Annotated in this window: 13 protein-coding genes and 2 rRNA genes (1 of these 15 cut by a window edge); 12 read left to right on the forward strand and 3 right to left on the reverse strand. The window is 69.1% G+C overall.

The window, feature by feature from the left end; genetic code table 11:
• The 8 genes from H4696_RS00010 to recN all read left to right on the forward strand — a co-directional run.
• Window positions 1–2,730: ribosomal RNA gene (locus H4696_RS00010) — 23S ribosomal RNA — on the forward strand; it begins 390 nt to the left of the window's first position.
• A 69-nt stretch (window positions 2,731–2,799) separates the two neighbouring features.
• Window positions 2,800–2,916 (forward strand): 5S ribosomal RNA (gene rrf / locus H4696_RS00015).
• A 1,393-nt stretch (window positions 2,917–4,309) separates the two neighbouring features.
• On the forward strand, window positions 4,310–5,089 hold the full coding sequence (locus H4696_RS49640; protein WP_249026795.1) for a tetratricopeptide repeat protein: 780 nt from the start codon (window positions 4,310–4,312) through the stop codon (window positions 5,087–5,089).
• A complete protein-coding gene (locus tag H4696_RS00025; protein WP_086855724.1) occupies window positions 5,082–6,047 on the forward strand; it encodes an HAD-IIA family hydrolase in 966 nt (321 codons plus the stop codon). The genes H4696_RS49640 and H4696_RS00025 overlap by 8 nt, the downstream gene beginning before the upstream one ends.
• A 17-nt stretch (window positions 6,048–6,064) precedes the next feature.
• Complete coding sequence (locus tag H4696_RS00030; RefSeq protein ID WP_043774930.1) at window positions 6,065–6,262, forward strand: hypothetical protein; 198 nt, start codon at window positions 6,065–6,067, stop codon at window positions 6,260–6,262.
• 5 nt (window positions 6,263–6,267) lie between these two features.
• Window positions 6,268–7,095, forward strand: a complete 828-nt coding sequence (locus H4696_RS00035) for a TlyA family RNA methyltransferase (RefSeq protein ID WP_086855723.1) — start codon at window positions 6,268–6,270, stop codon at window positions 7,093–7,095.
• Window positions 7,092–8,018 carry an NAD kinase gene (locus H4696_RS00040; protein ID WP_086855722.1) on the forward strand — a complete coding sequence of 309 codons (927 nt, stop codon included), beginning with the start codon at window positions 7,092–7,094 and terminating at the stop codon, window positions 8,016–8,018. Before H4696_RS00035 ends, H4696_RS00040 begins: the two co-directional genes overlap by 4 nt.
• Window positions 8,019–8,108: 90 nt before the next feature.
• A complete protein-coding gene (gene recN, locus H4696_RS00045; protein ID WP_169734779.1) occupies window positions 8,109–9,890 on the forward strand; it encodes a DNA repair protein RecN in 1,782 nt (593 codons plus the stop codon).
• A gap of 78 nt (window positions 9,891–9,968) precedes the next feature.
• On the opposite strand, the gene H4696_RS00050 is transcribed toward recN, so the two are convergent.
• Window positions 9,969–10,115 (reverse strand): helix-turn-helix domain-containing protein, encoded by a 147-nt coding sequence (locus tag H4696_RS00050; RefSeq protein ID WP_225955548.1) that lies wholly within the window; start codon window positions 10,113–10,115, stop codon window positions 9,969–9,971.
• 76 nt (window positions 10,116–10,191) lie between these two features.
• On the opposite strand from H4696_RS00050, the gene H4696_RS00055 reads away from it, so the two are divergent.
• The 4 genes from H4696_RS00055 to H4696_RS00070 all read left to right on the forward strand — a co-directional run bounded on the left by H4696_RS00055 (window position 10,192) and on the right by H4696_RS00070 (window position 14,580).
• Window positions 10,192–11,178, forward strand: a complete 987-nt coding sequence (locus tag H4696_RS00055) for a zinc-binding alcohol dehydrogenase family protein (RefSeq protein ID WP_086855720.1) — start codon at window positions 10,192–10,194, stop codon at window positions 11,176–11,178.
• Window positions 11,175–12,350, forward strand: a complete 1,176-nt coding sequence (locus tag H4696_RS00060; protein ID WP_086855719.1) for a DUF1266 domain-containing protein — start codon at window positions 11,175–11,177, stop codon at window positions 12,348–12,350. Before H4696_RS00055 ends, H4696_RS00060 begins: the two co-directional genes overlap by 4 nt.
• Window positions 12,351–12,448: 98 nt before the next feature.
• Complete coding sequence (gene steA, locus H4696_RS00065; RefSeq protein ID WP_086855718.1) at window positions 12,449–13,633, forward strand: putative cytokinetic ring protein SteA; 1,185 nt, start codon at window positions 12,449–12,451, stop codon at window positions 13,631–13,633.
• Window positions 13,630–14,580 carry a copper transporter gene (locus H4696_RS00070; protein ID WP_192781957.1) on the forward strand — a complete coding sequence of 317 codons (951 nt, stop codon included), beginning with the start codon at window positions 13,630–13,632 and terminating at the stop codon, window positions 14,578–14,580. The genes steA and H4696_RS00070 overlap by 4 nt, the downstream gene beginning before the upstream one ends.
• Window positions 14,581–14,584: 4 nt before the next feature.
• Here H4696_RS00070 and H4696_RS00075 read toward each other — a convergent pair whose 3' ends face one another.
• Together H4696_RS00075 and H4696_RS00080 are read right to left on the reverse strand one after the other, a co-directional pair.
• Complete coding sequence (locus tag H4696_RS00075; protein ID WP_086864731.1) at window positions 14,585–14,836, reverse strand: hypothetical protein; 252 nt, start codon at window positions 14,834–14,836, stop codon at window positions 14,585–14,587.
• 22 nt (window positions 14,837–14,858) lie between these two features.
• The gene (locus H4696_RS00080) at window positions 14,859–16,124 is read right to left on the reverse strand and encodes an alginate lyase family protein (RefSeq protein WP_249027231.1); all 1,266 of its coding nucleotides are present in this window, start codon (window positions 16,122–16,124) and stop codon (window positions 14,859–14,861) included.
• Window positions 16,125–16,172 lie beyond the last annotated feature (48 nt).

A 16,172-nucleotide genomic window follows, 5' to 3' on the forward strand; every position in this document is an offset into this window, starting at 1 on the left:
GGCCGGAGTGGGTGAGAGCCCCGTACGCGAAAACCAGTTTCACCGATCTTGGTGGTGTTCCCGAGTAGCAGCGAGCTCGTGGAATTTGCTGTGAATCTGCCGGGACCACCCGGTAAGCCTAAATACTTCCTGAAGACCGATAGCGGACGAGTACCGTGAGGGAAAGATGAAAAGTACCCCGGGAGGGGAGTGAAAGAGTACCTGAAACCGTGTGCCTACAAGCCGTCAGAGCCTTTTGGGGTGATGGCGTGCCTTTTGAAGAATGAGCCTGCGAGTTAGTGCTGCGTGGCGAGGTTAACCCGTGTGGGGTAGCCGTAGCGAAAGCGAGTCTGAATAGGGCGATCCAGTCGCGTGGTCTAGACCCGAAGCGGAGTGATCTACCCATGGCCAGGGTGAAGCGACGGTAAGACGTCGTGGAGGCCCGAACCCACTTAGGTTGAAAACTGAGGGGATGAGCTGTGGGTAGGGGTGAAAGGCCAATCAAACTCCGTGATAGCTGGTTCTCCCCGAAATGCATTTAGGTGCAGCGTCGTATGTTTCTCCACGGGGGTAGAGCTACTGGATGGTCTAGGGGCCTTACCGGGTTACCGAAATCAACCAAACTCCGAATACCGTGGTGTTAGAGTACGGCAGTGAGACGGCGGGGGATAAGCTTCGTCGTCGAGAGGGAAACAGCCCAGAACACCAGCTAAGGCCCCTAAGTGTGTGCTCAGTGGGAAAGGATGTGGGATTGCCCAGACAACCAGGAGGTTGGCTTAGAAGCAGCCACCCTTGAAAGAGTGCGTAATAGCTCACTGGTCAAGTGGTCCTGCGCCGACAATGTAGCGGGGCTTAAGCACACCGCCGAAGCTGTGTCATTGACACAATAGATCCGCTTTCTCCCTTGAGGAGATTGTGTAGTCGTGTTGATGGGTAGGGGAGCGTCCTGCATCCAGGGAAGCGGCGGCGGAAGCCAGTCGTGGAGGGTGTGGGAGTGAGAATGCAGGCATGAGTAGCGAATGCAGAGTGAGAAACTCTGCCGCCGGATGACCAAGGGTTCCTGGGCCAGGCTAATCCGCCCAGGGTAAGTCGGGACCTAAGGCGAGGCCGACAGGCGTAGTCGATGGACAACGGGTTGATATTCCCGTACCCGAGCATGTGCGCCCATGACGAGGCGTTTGATACTAACCACCCAAAGCCACGGACTGAAGTCTTCGGATGGAGGTTTGTGTGTGGAGCGTGGGACCTGATTTCGTAGTAGTCAAGCGATGGGGTGACGCAGGAAGGTAGCTCCGCCAGGCGATGGTTGTCCTGGTGTAAGCGTGTAGGCCGGAACATAGGCAAATCCGTGTTCCATATAGGCTGAGACGTGATGCGTAGCCGTTTGAGGCGAAGTAGAGTGATCCTATGCTGCCGAGAAAAGCCTCTAGTGAGTGCATGCACGGCCCGTACCCCAAACCAACACAGGTGGTCAGGTAGAGAATACCAAGGCGATCGGGTGAACTGTGGTTAAGGAACTCGGCAAAATGCCCCCGTAACTTCGGGAGAAGGGGGGCCAAACATCCTGAAGCTTCTTGCAGGCTAGGGGTGGGTGGCCGCAGAGACCAGCGGAAAGCGACTGTTTACTAAAAACACAGGTCCATGCGAAGTCGCAAGACGATGTATATGGACTGACGCCTGCCCGGTGCTGGAACGTTAAGAGGACCGGTTAGCCTTTCGGGGCGAAGCTGAGAATTTAAGCGCCAGTAAACGGCGGTGGTAACTATAACCATCCTAAGGTAGCGAAATTCCTTGTCGGGTAAGTTCCGACCTGCACGAATGGCGTAACGACTTTCCGGCTGTCTCAACCACAGGCCCGGCGAAATTGCACTACGAGTAAAGATGCTCGTTACGCGCGGCAGGACGGAAAGACCCCGGGACCTTTACTATAGTTTGGTATTGGTTTTCGGTTCGGCTTGTGTAGGATAGGTGGGAGACTGTGAAGCGGTGACGCTAGTTACTGTGGAGTCGTTGTTGAAATACCACTCTGGTCGAATTGGGAATCTGAACCTCGGGCCATGATCTGGTTCAGGGACAGTGCCTGATGGGTAGTTTAACTGGGGCGGTTGCCTCCTAAAGAGTAACGGAGGCGCCCAAAGGTTCCCTCAGCCTGGTTGGCAATCAGGTGTTGAGTGCAAGTGCACAAGGGAGCTTGACTGTGAGACAGACATGTCGAGCAGGGACGAAAGTCGGGACTAGTGATCCGGCACCTCCTGGTGGAAGGGGTGTCGCTCAACGGATAAAAGGTACCCCGGGGATAACAGGCTGATCTTGCCCAAGAGTCCATATCGACGGCATGGTTTGGCACCTCGATGTCGGCTCGTCGCATCCTGGGGCCGGAGTAGGTCCCAAGGGTTGGGCTGTTCGCCCATTAAAGCGGCACGCGAGCTGGGTTTAGAACGTCGTGAGACAGTTCGGTCCCTATCCGCCGCGCGCGTAGGATACTTGAGGAAGGCTGTCCCTAGTACGAGAGGACCGGGACGGACGAACCTCTGGTGTGCCAGTTGTTCTGCCAAGGGCATGGCTGGTTGGCCACGTTCGGAAGGGATAACCGCTGAAGGCATCTAAGCGGGAAGCCTGTTCCAAGATGAGGTATCCCACCCCTTTGTGGGTTAAGGCCCCCAAGAGACCATTGGGTTGATAGGCCAGATATGGAAGCACAGTAATGTGTTGTTGAGTTGACTGGTACTAATAGGCCGAGGACTTGTCTACGAAGATGTTGCGCATCCACTCTACGGTTCTGAAACACCACGCTAGGTGCGTGTGTTGTTTTAGAGATGTTTCGGTGGTTTTAGCGTCAGGGAAACGCCCGGTCCCATTCCGAACCCGGAAGCTAAGCTTGACAGCGCCGATGGTACTGCAACCGAAGGGTTGTGGGAGAGTAGGACACCGCCGAACTTACCTTCCGTACGGCCCGTTAGGATAGCCAGTTGGCTGCCCTAGCGGGCCGTACGCGTATGTCCAGAACAAGATTTTTTCCATGGCAGGAGGCCAGGTGTCCGAGTTCGGTCGACGAGACTCAGCGGATGATGGGTCCGGCCGATCGGCACGCCGGGACGAAGGCTCCCGGGACCGGTCGGACGCACCCCGAGGGGACCGGCGCGGTGCGCGCCAGGACCGCGGCGGCCGCGACGGCGGACACCAGGGTCGGCCTCGCCGTGACGACCGCGGAGTCCGCGGTGGCGGCAAGCCCTTCCGCGGCGGCGACGGTCCCCGTGACCGCGACCAGCGCGGAAGCGGCGCAGGTCAGAGCCGCGAAGGCGCCCGTAACTTCAGCGACCGCGACGACCGTCGCGGCAGCTCCGGCAGCCGGCCGAGCGGTGGCGGCTACGGCGGCAACCGCGACTCCGGTGGGCGTGACGACCGCCGGGGCGGTGGCTACAACCGGGACTCCGGCCGACCCAGCGGCGGTGGCTACGGCAACCGCAACGCCAGTGACCGGGACGACCGTCGCGGCGGTGGGTACGGCAACCGTGACTCGGGCAGCCGCGACGATCGCCGTGGTGGCGGGTCCGGCAGCCGCGATTCCGGTGGCCGCAGTGGCGGGTATGGCAGCCGTGATTCCGGTGGCCGTGACGACCGTCGCGGTGGCGGCTACAACCGCGCTTCCGGTGGCAGTGATGATCGCCGTGGTGGCTACAACCGCAACTCCGGTGGCAGCGATGACCGCCGCGGTGGCGGCTACAACCGTGATTCCGGTGGCCGCGATGACCGCCGTAGTGGTGGGTACGGCTCCCGTGATTCCGGTGGCAGTGATGATCGCCGTAGTGGCGGCTACAACCGTGACTCTGGTAGCCGGTCGGGCGGTGGCTACGGCTCCCGCGACTCCGGCCGGCCGAGCTACGGTGACCGTGACTCCGGTGGCCGTGGTGGGTACAACCGCGACTCCGGTCGGCCCAGCAGCGGCGGCTACAACCGCAACACCGGCGACCGCGACGACCGCCGAGGTGGCTACAACCGCGACTCCGACCGGCCGAGCTACGGCAACCGGGACTCCGACAGCCGCGACGAGCGGCGGGGCGCTGGCTCCGGCAGCCGTGACTCGGGCGGGCGTGGCGGAAGCTACGGGAACCGGGACTCCGGTCGCCCGACCAGCAGCGGCAGCCGGTATTCGGATGGGCCCGCTCGCTCCGGCGGCGACCGTTCCGAGAACCGCTCCGACAACCGCAGCTCAGAAAGCCGCAGCTCCGACAACCGTGCCGCGCGGCCGCAGGGCAAGGCGTCCTACGGCGATCGCAAGCCGCGGTCCGGTGGGGACTTCAAGCGCCGGGACGACCGGGATGACCGGCCCGTGCGGGGTCCGCGGCCCAAGTTCGGTGCCGCGCTCGATGACGAAGCTCTGGCCAAGGAACTCCTCGAGGCGCCCGAGCTGCCCGAAGACATCGAGTTCTCCGACCTCGACGAGGAAGCCCGCCGCGAGCTGAGGACGTTGCCGAAGGGGCTGGCCGAGACCGTCGGGAAGCACCTCGTCGCCGCCGGGGGGCTGATCGACAGCGATCCCGAGGCCGCGCTCGAACACGCCAAGTACGCCAAGGCGAAGGCCTCGCGCGTGCCGATCGTGCGCGAGGCGCTCGGGCTCGTCGCCTACCACGCCGGCAACTGGTCCGAAGCCCTCTCCGAGCTGCGGGCCGTCCGGCGGATGACGCGGACGGATGACCACATCGCCATCATCGCCGACGCCGAGCGGGCGCTCGGCCGGCCGGAGCGGGCGCTGGACCTGGCGAAGGAGGCCGACACGGCGAAGCTGCCGAAGGCCATTCAGGTCGAGCTCGCGATCGTCGCCGCCGGGGCGCGGCGGGATCTCGGGCAGCTCGACGCCGCCGTCGTCTCGCTGCAGGGCGACGACCTCAAGGCCGAGAAGCGCGATCCGTGGAGCGCGCGCCTCTTCTACGCCTACGCCGACAACCTCGCGGCGGCCGGGCGCGAAGAGGAAGCCGTGCGGTGGTTCCTCAACTCGGCCGAGGCCGACGAAGAAGACGAGACCGACGCCGCCGAGCGCGCCGCCGAGCTGGCGAACGGGCCGAAGGACCAGGCCGCCGAGGAAGAGGACACCGAAGACACCGATGAGTGACGCCCTGCTCGCGGCCTACGACGCCGTCCTGTTCGACCTCGACGGCACCGTCTACCACGGCACCCGGGTGATCCCGGGCGCCCCGGAGACGATCCAGGCGGCCCGCGAGCACGGCACCCCCGTCCGGTTCGTCACGAACAACGCCTCCAAGGCGCCCGACGAGGTCGTCGCGCACCTCACCGGCCTCGGCATGCCCGCCGACGTCGGTGAGGTGCACACCAGCGCTCAGGCCGGCGTCGTCCTGCTCAAGGACCGGCTCGAGCCCGGCGCCGAGGTGCTCGTCGTCGGCACCGAGTCGCTCGCCGCCGAGGTCACCGGGGCAGGGTTGAAGCCGGTGCGGGAGAACGGTGACGACGTCCGGGCGGTCGTCCAGGGGCACTCGCCCGACAACACCTGGGCCGCGCTCGCCGAGGCCTGCCTGGCCATCCGCGCGGGCGCGCTCTGGGTCGCCTGCAACGTCGACGCGACCCTGCCCAGCGAACGCGGCCTGCTGCCCGGCAACGGCTCGATGGTCGCCGCGCTGCGGACCGCCACCGATGTCGAACCGCTGGTCGCCGGGAAGCCGCAGCCGCTGTTGTTCGAGACCGCGGCGCGGTCGGCGGGTGCCGAAAAGCCGCTCGTCGTAGGCGACCGGCTCGACACCGACATCGCCGGCGCGGTCGCGGCGGGCATCGACTCGCTCGTCGTGCTCTCCGGGGTCGCGACGCCGGAGCAGCTGATCAAGGCCGTCCCGGCCGAGCGCGGGACGTACCTGGCCAAGGACCTCACCGCGCTCACCGAGTCGCCCGAAGACCTGAAGATCGGGCCGCGGCCCGGGTGGTCCGTGACCACCCGGAACGGTGTCCTGGAAGCGACCGGCGACGGCGACGGCCTGGACCTGCTCCGCGCGCTGTGCCACGTGGCCTGGGAGACCGGCGTCACCGAACTCGGCGAGGACACGCAGGCCCGGCTGCACTGACTGCTACCGTTTGTGACGTGCAGGATCATCCGTACCCCGTGCCGGGCCCCCCGCCCGGTTCGTTCTCGCAGCAGACCGACCCGCGGGCCGGCATCGACGAAGCCGTCGCCGGCTTGGACGACCTCGACGCGTTGCCGCTCGCGGAGCATGTCGAGCGTTTCGACGCCGTGCACACCGAGCTGACGGTCGCCCTCTCCAGCATCGACAAGGTCTGACCACGGTGCCCAAGCGGGCGCGCCTCGACGCGGAACTGGTTCGGCGCGGCCTCGCGCGGTCGCGCGAGCAGGCCTCGGCCCTGATCACCGGCGGCAAGGTCACCGTGCGCGGCATGGTGGCCAGCAAGCCCGCCACCGGCGTGGAGACCGACGCGCCCATCGTCGTCAAGGACGAGGACGACCCCGGCTGGGCTTCCCGCGGCGCGCACAAGCTGCTCGGCGCGCTGGAGGCGTTCACCGACCTCAGCGTCGAGGGCAAGCGCTGCCTCGATGCCGGCGCGTCCACCGGCGGCTTCACCGACGTCCTGCTCCGCAACGGCGCCGCGACCGTGATCGCCGCCGACGTCGGCCGCGGCCTGCTCGACTGGCGGATCCGCACTGACGAACGTGTAGTGGTCATGGACCGCACCAATGTTCGCAACCTCTCTCCCGACGACCTCGGTGGCCAGGTCGACGTCGTCGTCGGGGACCTCTCGTTCATCTCCCTGAAGCTCGTGCTGCCCGCGCTCGCCGCCTGCGCGCGCGAAGGCGCCGACCTGGTGCCGATGGTCAAGCCGCAGTTCGAAGTGGGCAAGGACCGGCTCGGCAGCGGCGGCGTCGTCCGCGACCCCGAACTGCGCGCCGAATCCGTGCTCACCGTCATCGACGAAGCCGCGAAGCTCGGGCTCGCGCTGCGCGGGGTGACCGCGAGCCCGCTGCCGGGGCCGTCCGGGAACGTCGAGTACTTCGTGTGGCTGAAGAAAGAACACGTGGCCGAGTCCACTGTGGACGCGGTAGACAGGTCTGAGGCCGAGCGGCTCGTCCGAACCGCCGTCGAGGAAGGGCCCGCATGACCACCGAACGTGAAGTGCTCCTCATGGTCCACCCCGATCGCGAGGCGACGGGCGAGGCCGCGCGCGAGGTTTCGGCGCGCTTCGCCAAGGCCGGCATCCGGATCCGGGTGATCGAGCACGACGTCTGCGCGCTGATCAATCCCGACGAGCACGGCGTCGGCGCGACGTGCACCGTCGTCGACCCGGACGACAACCCGGCCGAGGGCGTCGAGCTGGTCTTCGTCCTCGGCGGTGACGGCACGCTGCTGCGCGCGGCCGAGCTGGCCCGCCCCGCCGGCGTGCCGGTGCTGGGCGTGAACCTCGGGCGCGTCGGCTTCCTCGCCGAGGCCGACTCCGACGCGCTGGCCGACACTGTGCAGCGCGTCGTCGACGGCGACTACCAGGTCGAAGAGCGGATGACCATCGACGTCACGGTCACCCACGGCGGCGAAGAGGTCGCCCGCACCTGGGCGCTCAACGAAGCCAGCGTCGAGAAGAGCACCCGCGAGCGCGTCCTGGACGCGCTGATCGAGGTCGACGGCCGCCCGGTGTCGGCGTTCGGCTGCGACGGTGTGCTCTGCGCCACACCGACCGGTTCGACGGCGTACGCGTTTTCGGCGGGCGGCCCGATCATCTGGCCGGACGTCCAGGCGCTGCTGGTCGTGCCGAGCAACGCGCACGCCATGTTCGCGCGGCCGCTGGTCGTCTCGCGGGACTCGGTGATCACCGTCGGGATCGACCCGGACGGCTCGTCGGCGGTCTTGACCTGCGACGGGACCCGGCACGTCGACCTGCCGCCCGGCGTGCGGGTGCGCGTCACGTGCGGCACGACGCCGGTGCGGCTGGTCCGGCTGTGGGACGGGCCGTTCACGGATCGGCTGGTCCAGAAGTTCTCGCTGCCGGTGAAGAGCTGGCGAGAGCGGCACGCGCGCCCCTGCGACTGACCGCCGCTTAACGATTCATTCGAACATATCGGCGACTCGCCGGGGTCCCGGGCGCGCAGAGTGTCGGTGGTGGCCGCTACGGTAGGCGGCGTGCTGGCCGAGATGCGCATCCAGGGCCTCGGAGTCATCGAGGACGCCCTGCTGGAACTGCACGCGGGCTTCACCGTCGTGACCGGTGAGACGGGTGCCGGGAAGACCATGGTCGTCACCGGGCTGCACCTGCTGTCCGGGGGCCGGGCCGAGGTGTCCAAGGTCCGGACGGGGATGCTCAAGGCGTTCGTCGAAGGGCGGTTCACCTACGCCGGCGTCGAAGGCGCCGAGCGGATCGTCACCGATTCGGGTGCCGACGTGGACGAAGACGGCAGCGTGATCGCGCTGCGGGCGGTCGCTGTCGACGGGCGGTCGCGCGCCCACCTCGGCGGGCGGTCCGTGCCGGTCGGCGTGCTCGCGGAGCTGTCCGAACAGCTGATCGCGGTGCACGGGCAGAACGACCAGCTCCGGCTGCTGCGCCCGGCCGAGCAGCGCGCGGTGATCGACCGGTTCGCCGGGGACGCCGTGGCGAAGCCGCTGGCCGCCTACCAGGAGGTCCGGGCGGAGTGGCTGGCGGTGATCGCGGAGCTGACCGAGCGCTCGACGCGGTCGCGGGAGATGGCCCAGCAGGCCGACCTGCTCAAGCACGGGCTCACCGAGATCGACGCCGTCGCGCCCGAGCCGGGCGAGGACGTCGGGCTCACCGAGCAGATCAAGCGGCTCGCGGCGGTCGACGAGCTGCGCGCGACCGCGACCGAAGCGCACGTCGCCGTTTCCGGCTCCCCGGACGGTGATCCGGACGCCCCGGGCGCGGCCGGCCTGGTCTCCGAGGCGCTGCGGCGGTTGTCGACGTCCGAGGACGCTGTGCTGCGTGAGCTGGCGCCGCGGCTGGAAGAGGCGTCGGTGCTGCTCGCCGACGTCGGGGCCGAGCTGGGCAGCTACGTCGAGACGCTGGACGCCGACCCGGCGCTGCTGGAGAAGGTCCTGGCCCGCCAGGCCGACCTCAAGCGGCTGACCCGCAAGTACGCGGCGGACGTCGACGGCGTGCTCGCCTGGGCCGACGACGCCCGGCGCCGCCTGGAGTCGATGGACACCTCGGAGGAGGCGCTCGCCGGGCTGGCGCTGCGCCGCGACCAGCTCGGGATCCAGCTGGCCGCGCACGCCGCCGAAGTGTCGGCGGCGCGGGAAAAGGCCGCCGCCGAACTGGCGGCCGAGATCACCCGTGAACTGTCCGGCCTGGCGATGGGCCAGGCGGCGATCGAGGTGACGGTCGAGCAGCGTCCCGCTGAGCACGGCGACACGCACGCGCTGACCATCGACGGCCGCGCGGTGCACGCGGGCGCGGACGGCGTCGACGACGTCGAGCTGCTGCTGCGGGCCCACGACGGCGCCCCGCCGCTGCCGGTGCACAAGGCGGCGTCGGGCGGTGAGCTGTCGCGGGTGATGCTGGCGATCGAGGTCGTCCTGGCCCACGCCGACACGGTGCAGACGCTGGTGTTCGACGAGGTCGACGCGGGCGTCGGCGGCCGCGCGGCGGTCGAGATCGGCCGCCGGCTGGCGCGGCTGGCGCGCACCCACCAGGTCCTGGTGGTCACGCACCTGCCGCAGGTGGCCGCGTTCGCCGACCAGCACCTGGTGGTGGACAAGGGGCACAGCGGCGGCGTGACGCGCAGCGGCGTGAAGAACCTGAAGCAGGCCGAGCGGGTCAGCGAACTGGCCCGGATGCTCGCCGGGATGGACAACGAGACCGGGCGGGCGCACGCGGAGGAACTGCTGGCCACGGCGGAGAAGGACAAGGCCGAGTTCACGCCGAAGCGGAAGCGGGCGGCGAAGAAGAAGTAGCGGTCAGCCCGGCGGTCTTGAATGAGTCATTCAGGACCGCCGGTGACCTGAATGACTCATTCAAGACACCGCGGGCGGTCAGTCGAGGCCCGTGGTGATGCCGCGGAACACCTCCGCCCGCACGACCAGCGTGGACCGGCGGTTCGCCGGGTCCGGCTCGCGGCGGGCGTAACCCGAGGACTCGAGGTCGTCCAAGATCCGGGTCAACCCGCTCGCGCTGTGCACGAGCGCTCCGCCGGTAGTTCGGCGTCGAGCATGCGCGGCAGCAACGGACTGTTCGCAGGCGAAGAAAGGACCCAGGATGCGCGCGGTGGTACTCCGAGAACCCGGTCCCGTCGAGAACCTCGAGCTCAAGGAGCTTCCGCTGCCGGAGGTGAAACCCGGCTGGGTCCGGATCGCCGTGAAGGCGTTCGGGCTCAACCGGTCCGAGCTGCACACCCGCCTCGGGCTGGCCGAAGGCGTCACGTTCCCGCGCGTGCCCGGGATCGAGGCCGTCGGGATCGTCGACGCCGGCGACGGCTTCGCACCCGGGCAGCAGGTCGCCACGATGATGGGCGGGATGGGCCGGACGTTCGACGGCGGCTACGCCGAGTACACCCTGGTCCCGCGCGAGCAGGTCATCCCGTTCCGCTCCGACCTGCCGTGGGAGGTCCTCGGCCAGGTCCCCGAGACGCTCCAGACCGCGTACGGCTCGCTCACCACCGGGCTCGACCTCGGGCGTGGCCAGACCCTGCTGATCCGCGGCGGCACCTCGGCCCTCGGCTTCGCGACCGCCACCTTGGCGAAAGACCTCGGCGCCACCGTCTTCGCCACCACCCGGCAGGCCGACCGCCTCGACGCCCTGCGCGACCACGGCGTCGACCACCCGCTGCTGGACGACGGGAACGTCGCGGAACAGGTCCGGGAGATCGTCCCGGACGGCGTCGACGCGGCGCTCGAACTTGTCGGGACGCCGACTCTGCCGGACACCCTGAACGCCACCCGCGTGCACGGGACCGTCTGCTTCACCGGCATGCTTTCCAACCAGTGGACGGTCAAGAATTTTTATCCGATCGGCTACCTTCCCGCCGGGGTGCGGCTGACCGCTTATGGTGGTGAGGCGGACGACCTGCCCGCCTCCGTCCTCCAGCGGTACCTCGACCGGATCGCGGCCGGCGAAGCCAGTCTCGGCCCGGCGAAGGTCTACCCGATGGCGGAGATCCGGCAGGCGCACGACGACCTGGAGCACAACCGGACGGCGGGCAAGCTCGTCGTGCTGACCGGCCGATCGGAGGGAGCCGCCCCGTGATCCTGCCGCCGCCCGCCGACGTCGAAGCCCAGCTCGCCGCCTCGCGGCGGGACGGCGACCTCGACCGCTACCTCGGGCTCCTCGCCGGCGAGGAGCTGTTCGTGCCGATCCGGCGGGTGGACGCCCGCAGCATCCTCGACGAGCGGGCGGAGACCTTCCCGAACGTCTACTTCGAGACCGGCGGCGACGAGTTCCTCCAGGTCTTCACCCGCGGCGCGCTGCCCGACTTCGGCCCGGACGTCGTGGCCATGAGCGGCGCGCTGGACTGGGCGGTCGACGGCGTCGGGCGGCACGAGCGGGTCGTGTTCAACCGCGGCACCCGCGGCGAGTGGCGGCTGGCGGGCGCGACGCTGCAGCCGTGGCTCGACGCGCACCTCGACGACGTCACGCCGCTGGAGGAGCAGGTCGAGCGGCTGATCACGGCGCCGTACGGGCACCTCGAGGGGCCGATCGCGCACGGGCTCGCCTGCGGCGCGCACCTGGCGGTACTGGAAGCGACGCCGTGGAACGTCCTCGACGCGCGCTTCCACGACTACGTCGCCGAGGTCCGGAGCCTGCGGGACTGGTGGAGCGTGCCCGATCCGCCGGAGTGGCGCACGACCATGACCCGGCTGATCGGCGACGGCTACGCGCTGACGCCCGGCAACCTGGTGCTCATGCTGCGCCTGCGGTTCGCCGCCGAGTACGGGCTGCCGGGCGGCGAGTTCGACCCGCTGACCTGGGCCGGGCTGGTTGACCGGTGGTGTGCGGAGAACGACGCCGCCGACCAGGCCGACGAGCTGCGCCACACCGTCCGCCGGGTGTCCCGGTACGAGCAGCGGTTCCGCGCCGACGGCCTGGTCGACGCGGACGGGTTCGTCACGACGGCGCTGTCCTGGGACGTCGGCCGGGCGATCGCGATCGCCCGCGCCGGGCTGGCGGCCGGCTACTGCGACGCGCTCACCGCCGAGCTGATGGTGCTCGAAGCCGGCTCGCTGGCGCGCCGCTACCACCAGTCATGGGCCGACCTGTCGGCCGGGTACGTCATGGGCCGGGTGCTGCACGCGGACGGGGACGACTTCGGCGAGTGGTACCCGGCGGCCGTGCGGGTCCACCACCAGCTCCTTCAGGACCCGGCGAGCCCCTGGCTGAACCTCGACTTCGGGTCGCTGTCGGAGGAGTCCGAGGCCTGACCCGCGCGGGGGATGGCGACGGGGCTCACCACAACGAGTCACAGCGGCTACGGCGTGGCGTACCTCGTCCCACGAGCAAATTTGTCACCATCGGCCACATGAAGCTCACCGGCTTGCTCACGCGGAACCAAGAACCCCTCCCGGGGATCACCGGGGTCGCCCGGGTCGACCGCCGCACCCGGGAGCTCCTGCGCCGGATCAGTCCCGGCGACATCGTCGTGCTCGACCAGCTGGACCTCGACCGCGCGACGGCCGACGCCCTGGTCGAGGCCGAGGTCGCCGGCGTGGTCAACGCGTCGCCCTCGATTTCCGGCCGGTTCCCGAACATGGGCCCGGAAATCCTCGTCGCCGCCGGCATCCCGCTCGTCGACTCGGTCGGCGGCGAGCTGCTGCGCTCGATCAAGGACGGCACGAAGCTGCGCTTGCTCGACGGCGTCGTGTACATCGGCGAGCGGCAGGTCGCCTCCGGCATCGAGCAGACCACCGAGAGCGTCGCCGACCAGATGATCGAGGCCAAGGCCGGGATGTCGACGCAGCTCGAAGCGTTCTCGGCCAACACCATCGAGTTCCTGCGCCGCGAGCGCACGCTGATCCTCGACGGCGTCGGCGTGCCGGAGCTGAAGGCGCAGATCCGCGACCGGCACGTGCTGGTCGTCGCGGGCGGCAACGGGCACGCCGAAGACCTCAAGAAGCTCAAGAAGTACGTCGCCGAGCACCGCCCGGTGCTGGTCGGGGTCGACGCCGGCGCGGACACCCTGCGCGTGCAGGGCTATCAGCCGGACATCATCGTCGGCGACCCCACCGGCATCGGCACGGCCACGCTGCGCGGCGGCGCCGAGGTCGTGGTGCCCGCCCAGCCCGACGGGCACGCCCCCGGCGTCGAGCGGATCCAGGACCTCGGCATCGGCGCGGTGACGTTCCCCGCGTCCGGCAACGCCGAAGACCTCGCGCTGCTGCTGGCCGACGCGCACGGCGCGAGCCTGGTCGTCACCGTCGGGTTCCAGGCGACCCTGCGCGAATTCCTCGACCACGGCCGGTCCGGTTCGAACCCGTCGACGTTCCTGACCCGGCTGAAGCTCGGCACGAAGCTCGTCGACGGGAAAGCGGTGGCGACGCTGCACCGCAGCCGGGTCTCGATCGGCGCGGTCGTCCTGCTCGTGCTCGCCGCGGTCGTGGTGGTCGCCGCGGCTCTGCTGGTGTCCGACGTCGGTTCGGTCTACCTGGACTGGCTCCGCGACACCTGGAATTCGCTCTTCGCCTGGGTCAAGGGATTGTTCACGTGATTTCGCTGCGCTACCACGTCGTTTCCATCGCCGCCTGCTTCCTCGCGCTGGCCGTCGGCGTCGTGCTCGGCTCGACCGCGCTGAACGGCACGCTGCTGTCGGGGCTCGCGGGGGAGAAGAAGGACCTCGGCAGCCAGGTCTCCGACCTCGAGGCGCAGCGCAACGCGCTCAACGCCCGGCTCGCCGACGCCGACGCGTTCGCCGGCTCGATGGGCCCGAAGGTCGTCGCCGGCGCGCTCGACAAGCGCTCGGTGGTGCTGGTGACCACCGAGGACGCGCGCCCGGCCGACCGGGACGCGCTCAAGCAGCTGATCGGCCAGTCCGGCGCGTCGGTGACCGGCGAGGTCCAGCTGACGGCGGCGTTCGCCGACCCCGACAAGGCCGACCAGCTCCGCGACGTCGTCACGCGGCTGCAGCCGGCCGGGTCGAAGTTCCCGACCGCGGGCGACTCCGGCACGCTCGCCGGCGCGCTGCTCGGCTCGGTGCTGCTGCTGGACAAGACCACCGCGAAGCCGCAGTCCTCGGGTGAGGAGCTCGCGGCCGCGATCGGCGGCCTCACCGACGGCGGCTTCGTCAAGGCAGGCGGGGACGTGAAGCCGGCACAGCTGGCGATCGTGCTGACCGGCGCCCAGTCGACCGGCGACGGCGCGGGCGACCGCGCGGCGACGGTCGCCCGCTTCGCCACGCAGCTCGACCGCTCCGGCGCCGGCACGGTGCTCGCCGGCGACGCCGGTTCGGCCGACGGCACCGGCGCGCTCGGCGTCGTCCGCGCGGACACCTCGGCGACGTCGATCCTGTCCACTGTGGACAACGTCGATTCCTCGGCCGGGCGGGTGAGCACCGTGCTGGCGCTGAAGGAACAGCTCGACGGCGGGGCCGGCCGCTACGGCATCGCGGGCAACGCGACCGCCCCGGCCCCCGGCGTCGGCACCCCCAACGGCAACTGAGCGGTCAGCTGACGAGCTCGTAGTCGTGCGAGGCGTTCTCGGCGGCGAGGCTGCCCAGATCCCCCTCGCCGCCCGGGTTGTAGGTGAAGTTCGACCCGCCGTAGTAGCTGTTGTAGTACAGGCAGAACTCGCCCTTTTCGCAGATGCCGTTGCGGGCCGTGGCCGCGTTCGCCGCGGGCGCGGCGGTGGCGAGCAGGGCGACGGCACCCGCGGCGGCGAGCGATGCCCGGACCAGGCGCTTTCCGGTGGTTCCCAAGGTGATCACCCGAACGGCCGAATCACTTCAGCGGCGGGTCCAGAGGGAAGCAGGAAACGCGCACCGGCCACGTGTCCCCGCCCGCGGGCAAGGGCATCTGCTTGAGCGCCGCCGCCGCGTCGGTGTCGTGTGCTTCCTCGGCCGCGGCGTGGAAGATGTCCGCCGCAATCGACTGGTCGAACACGCCGATCTGCTGGTGCGGCCAGGCTTCCGCGCCGTGCAGCGCGCCCGGGATCAGCTGGTCGACGACCTTCCGCAGCGTGACGCCGTTCGGGGCCTGGTACTTCCAGACGTCGACGCCGAGGTTCTTCCCGACCTCCGCCAGCCGGCCCCACGCGGTGAGGTTGAAGTTGACGTAGTGCCACGACATCGTGCGCGAGAGTTCGAGCGGCTGGCTGCCGTCGGCGGCGAACTGCACCGGGAACCGCTTCTGCTCCGCGTCGAGGACGATCTTCCGCGCCGCTTCGCGATGACCCAGGTACGCCGAGATCGTCGCGTTCTGCATGTCGAGGAACGTGCCGTGGTTGTTGGTGGCGGCCAGTTCCAGCTTCGCCTGCGGGCTGGTCTGCATCCAGGTGAGGTACTGGCCCAGCCACGCCTTGATGCCTGAGCGGTCCTTGCCCGTCCAGCCCGGCGCGCCGCCGTCGAGCAGCGCGAACGCGTCCATCAGCTGGCTGAACGACTGGGTCGAGTCGATGATCCCGGTGCCGCTGACGGTGGTGCGGCACGGCACGATCTGCGAGTACGTCATGTTCGGGTTCATCCGCGTCGCCGGGTCGAGGAACCACGTCCGGATGTCCAGCGCCGCGCGCTTCGCGTACTTCGCGTCGCCGGTGTAGTACCAGGCCAGCGAGAGGTAGTACATCGCGTCCCAGGCCCACATCCGGTACGTGTGGTCGGTGATCGCGTCCGCCTCCGGGTTGCGCTGGCCGTCCTTGTTGACGTACGGGCAGCCCTGCGGGTTCTCCGGCGTCTTCGGCTGGCTCGCCCACCAGTACGGCGCCTGGCTCAGGTAGTCGTGCTTGTCGCCGCTCGGGGGCGCGGACGGCTTGTCCAGGACCGACCACGGGCCGGCCGTCAGCGCGGTGTCCGCCTTGGCCAGCACGGCTTTCAGCGCGTCCCGCTGGGCCGTGGTCGCATGGCCGCTGCGGATCGCGTGCCGGATGTTCGCGAGCTTGGCGCCGTCGGTGACGACCGTGTGCGGTGCCGCCGCCGCCACCGCCGTCCCGCTCACCGGGACCAGGAGCATGCTCGCCGACACCACCAGCGCGCCCAGGACTTTTCGCACGTCGACCGCCCTTCGGGGACGTCAAAATCCCCACGTCGTCACCGGGCG

This window comes from Amycolatopsis lexingtonensis, from assembly GCF_014873755.1.
Classification (GTDB): domain Bacteria; phylum Actinomycetota; class Actinomycetes; order Mycobacteriales; family Pseudonocardiaceae; genus Amycolatopsis; species Amycolatopsis lexingtonensis.

Bases quoted from the DNA above. Each gene is read 5' to 3' on its own strand.
- H4696_RS00040 (WP_086855722.1), top strand. From the start codon at position 7,092: ATGACCACCGAACGTGAAGTGCTCCTCATGGTCCACCCCGATCGCGAG.
- H4696_RS00025 (WP_086855724.1), top strand. From the start codon at position 5,082: ATGAGTGACGCCCTGCTCGCGGCCTACGACGCCGTCCTGTTCGACCTC.
- H4696_RS00055 (WP_086855720.1), top strand. From the start codon at position 10,192: ATGCGCGCGGTGGTACTCCGAGAACCCGGTCCCGTCGAGAACCTCGAG.
- steA (WP_086855718.1), top strand. From the start codon at position 12,449: ATGAAGCTCACCGGCTTGCTCACGCGGAACCAAGAACCCCTCCCGGGG.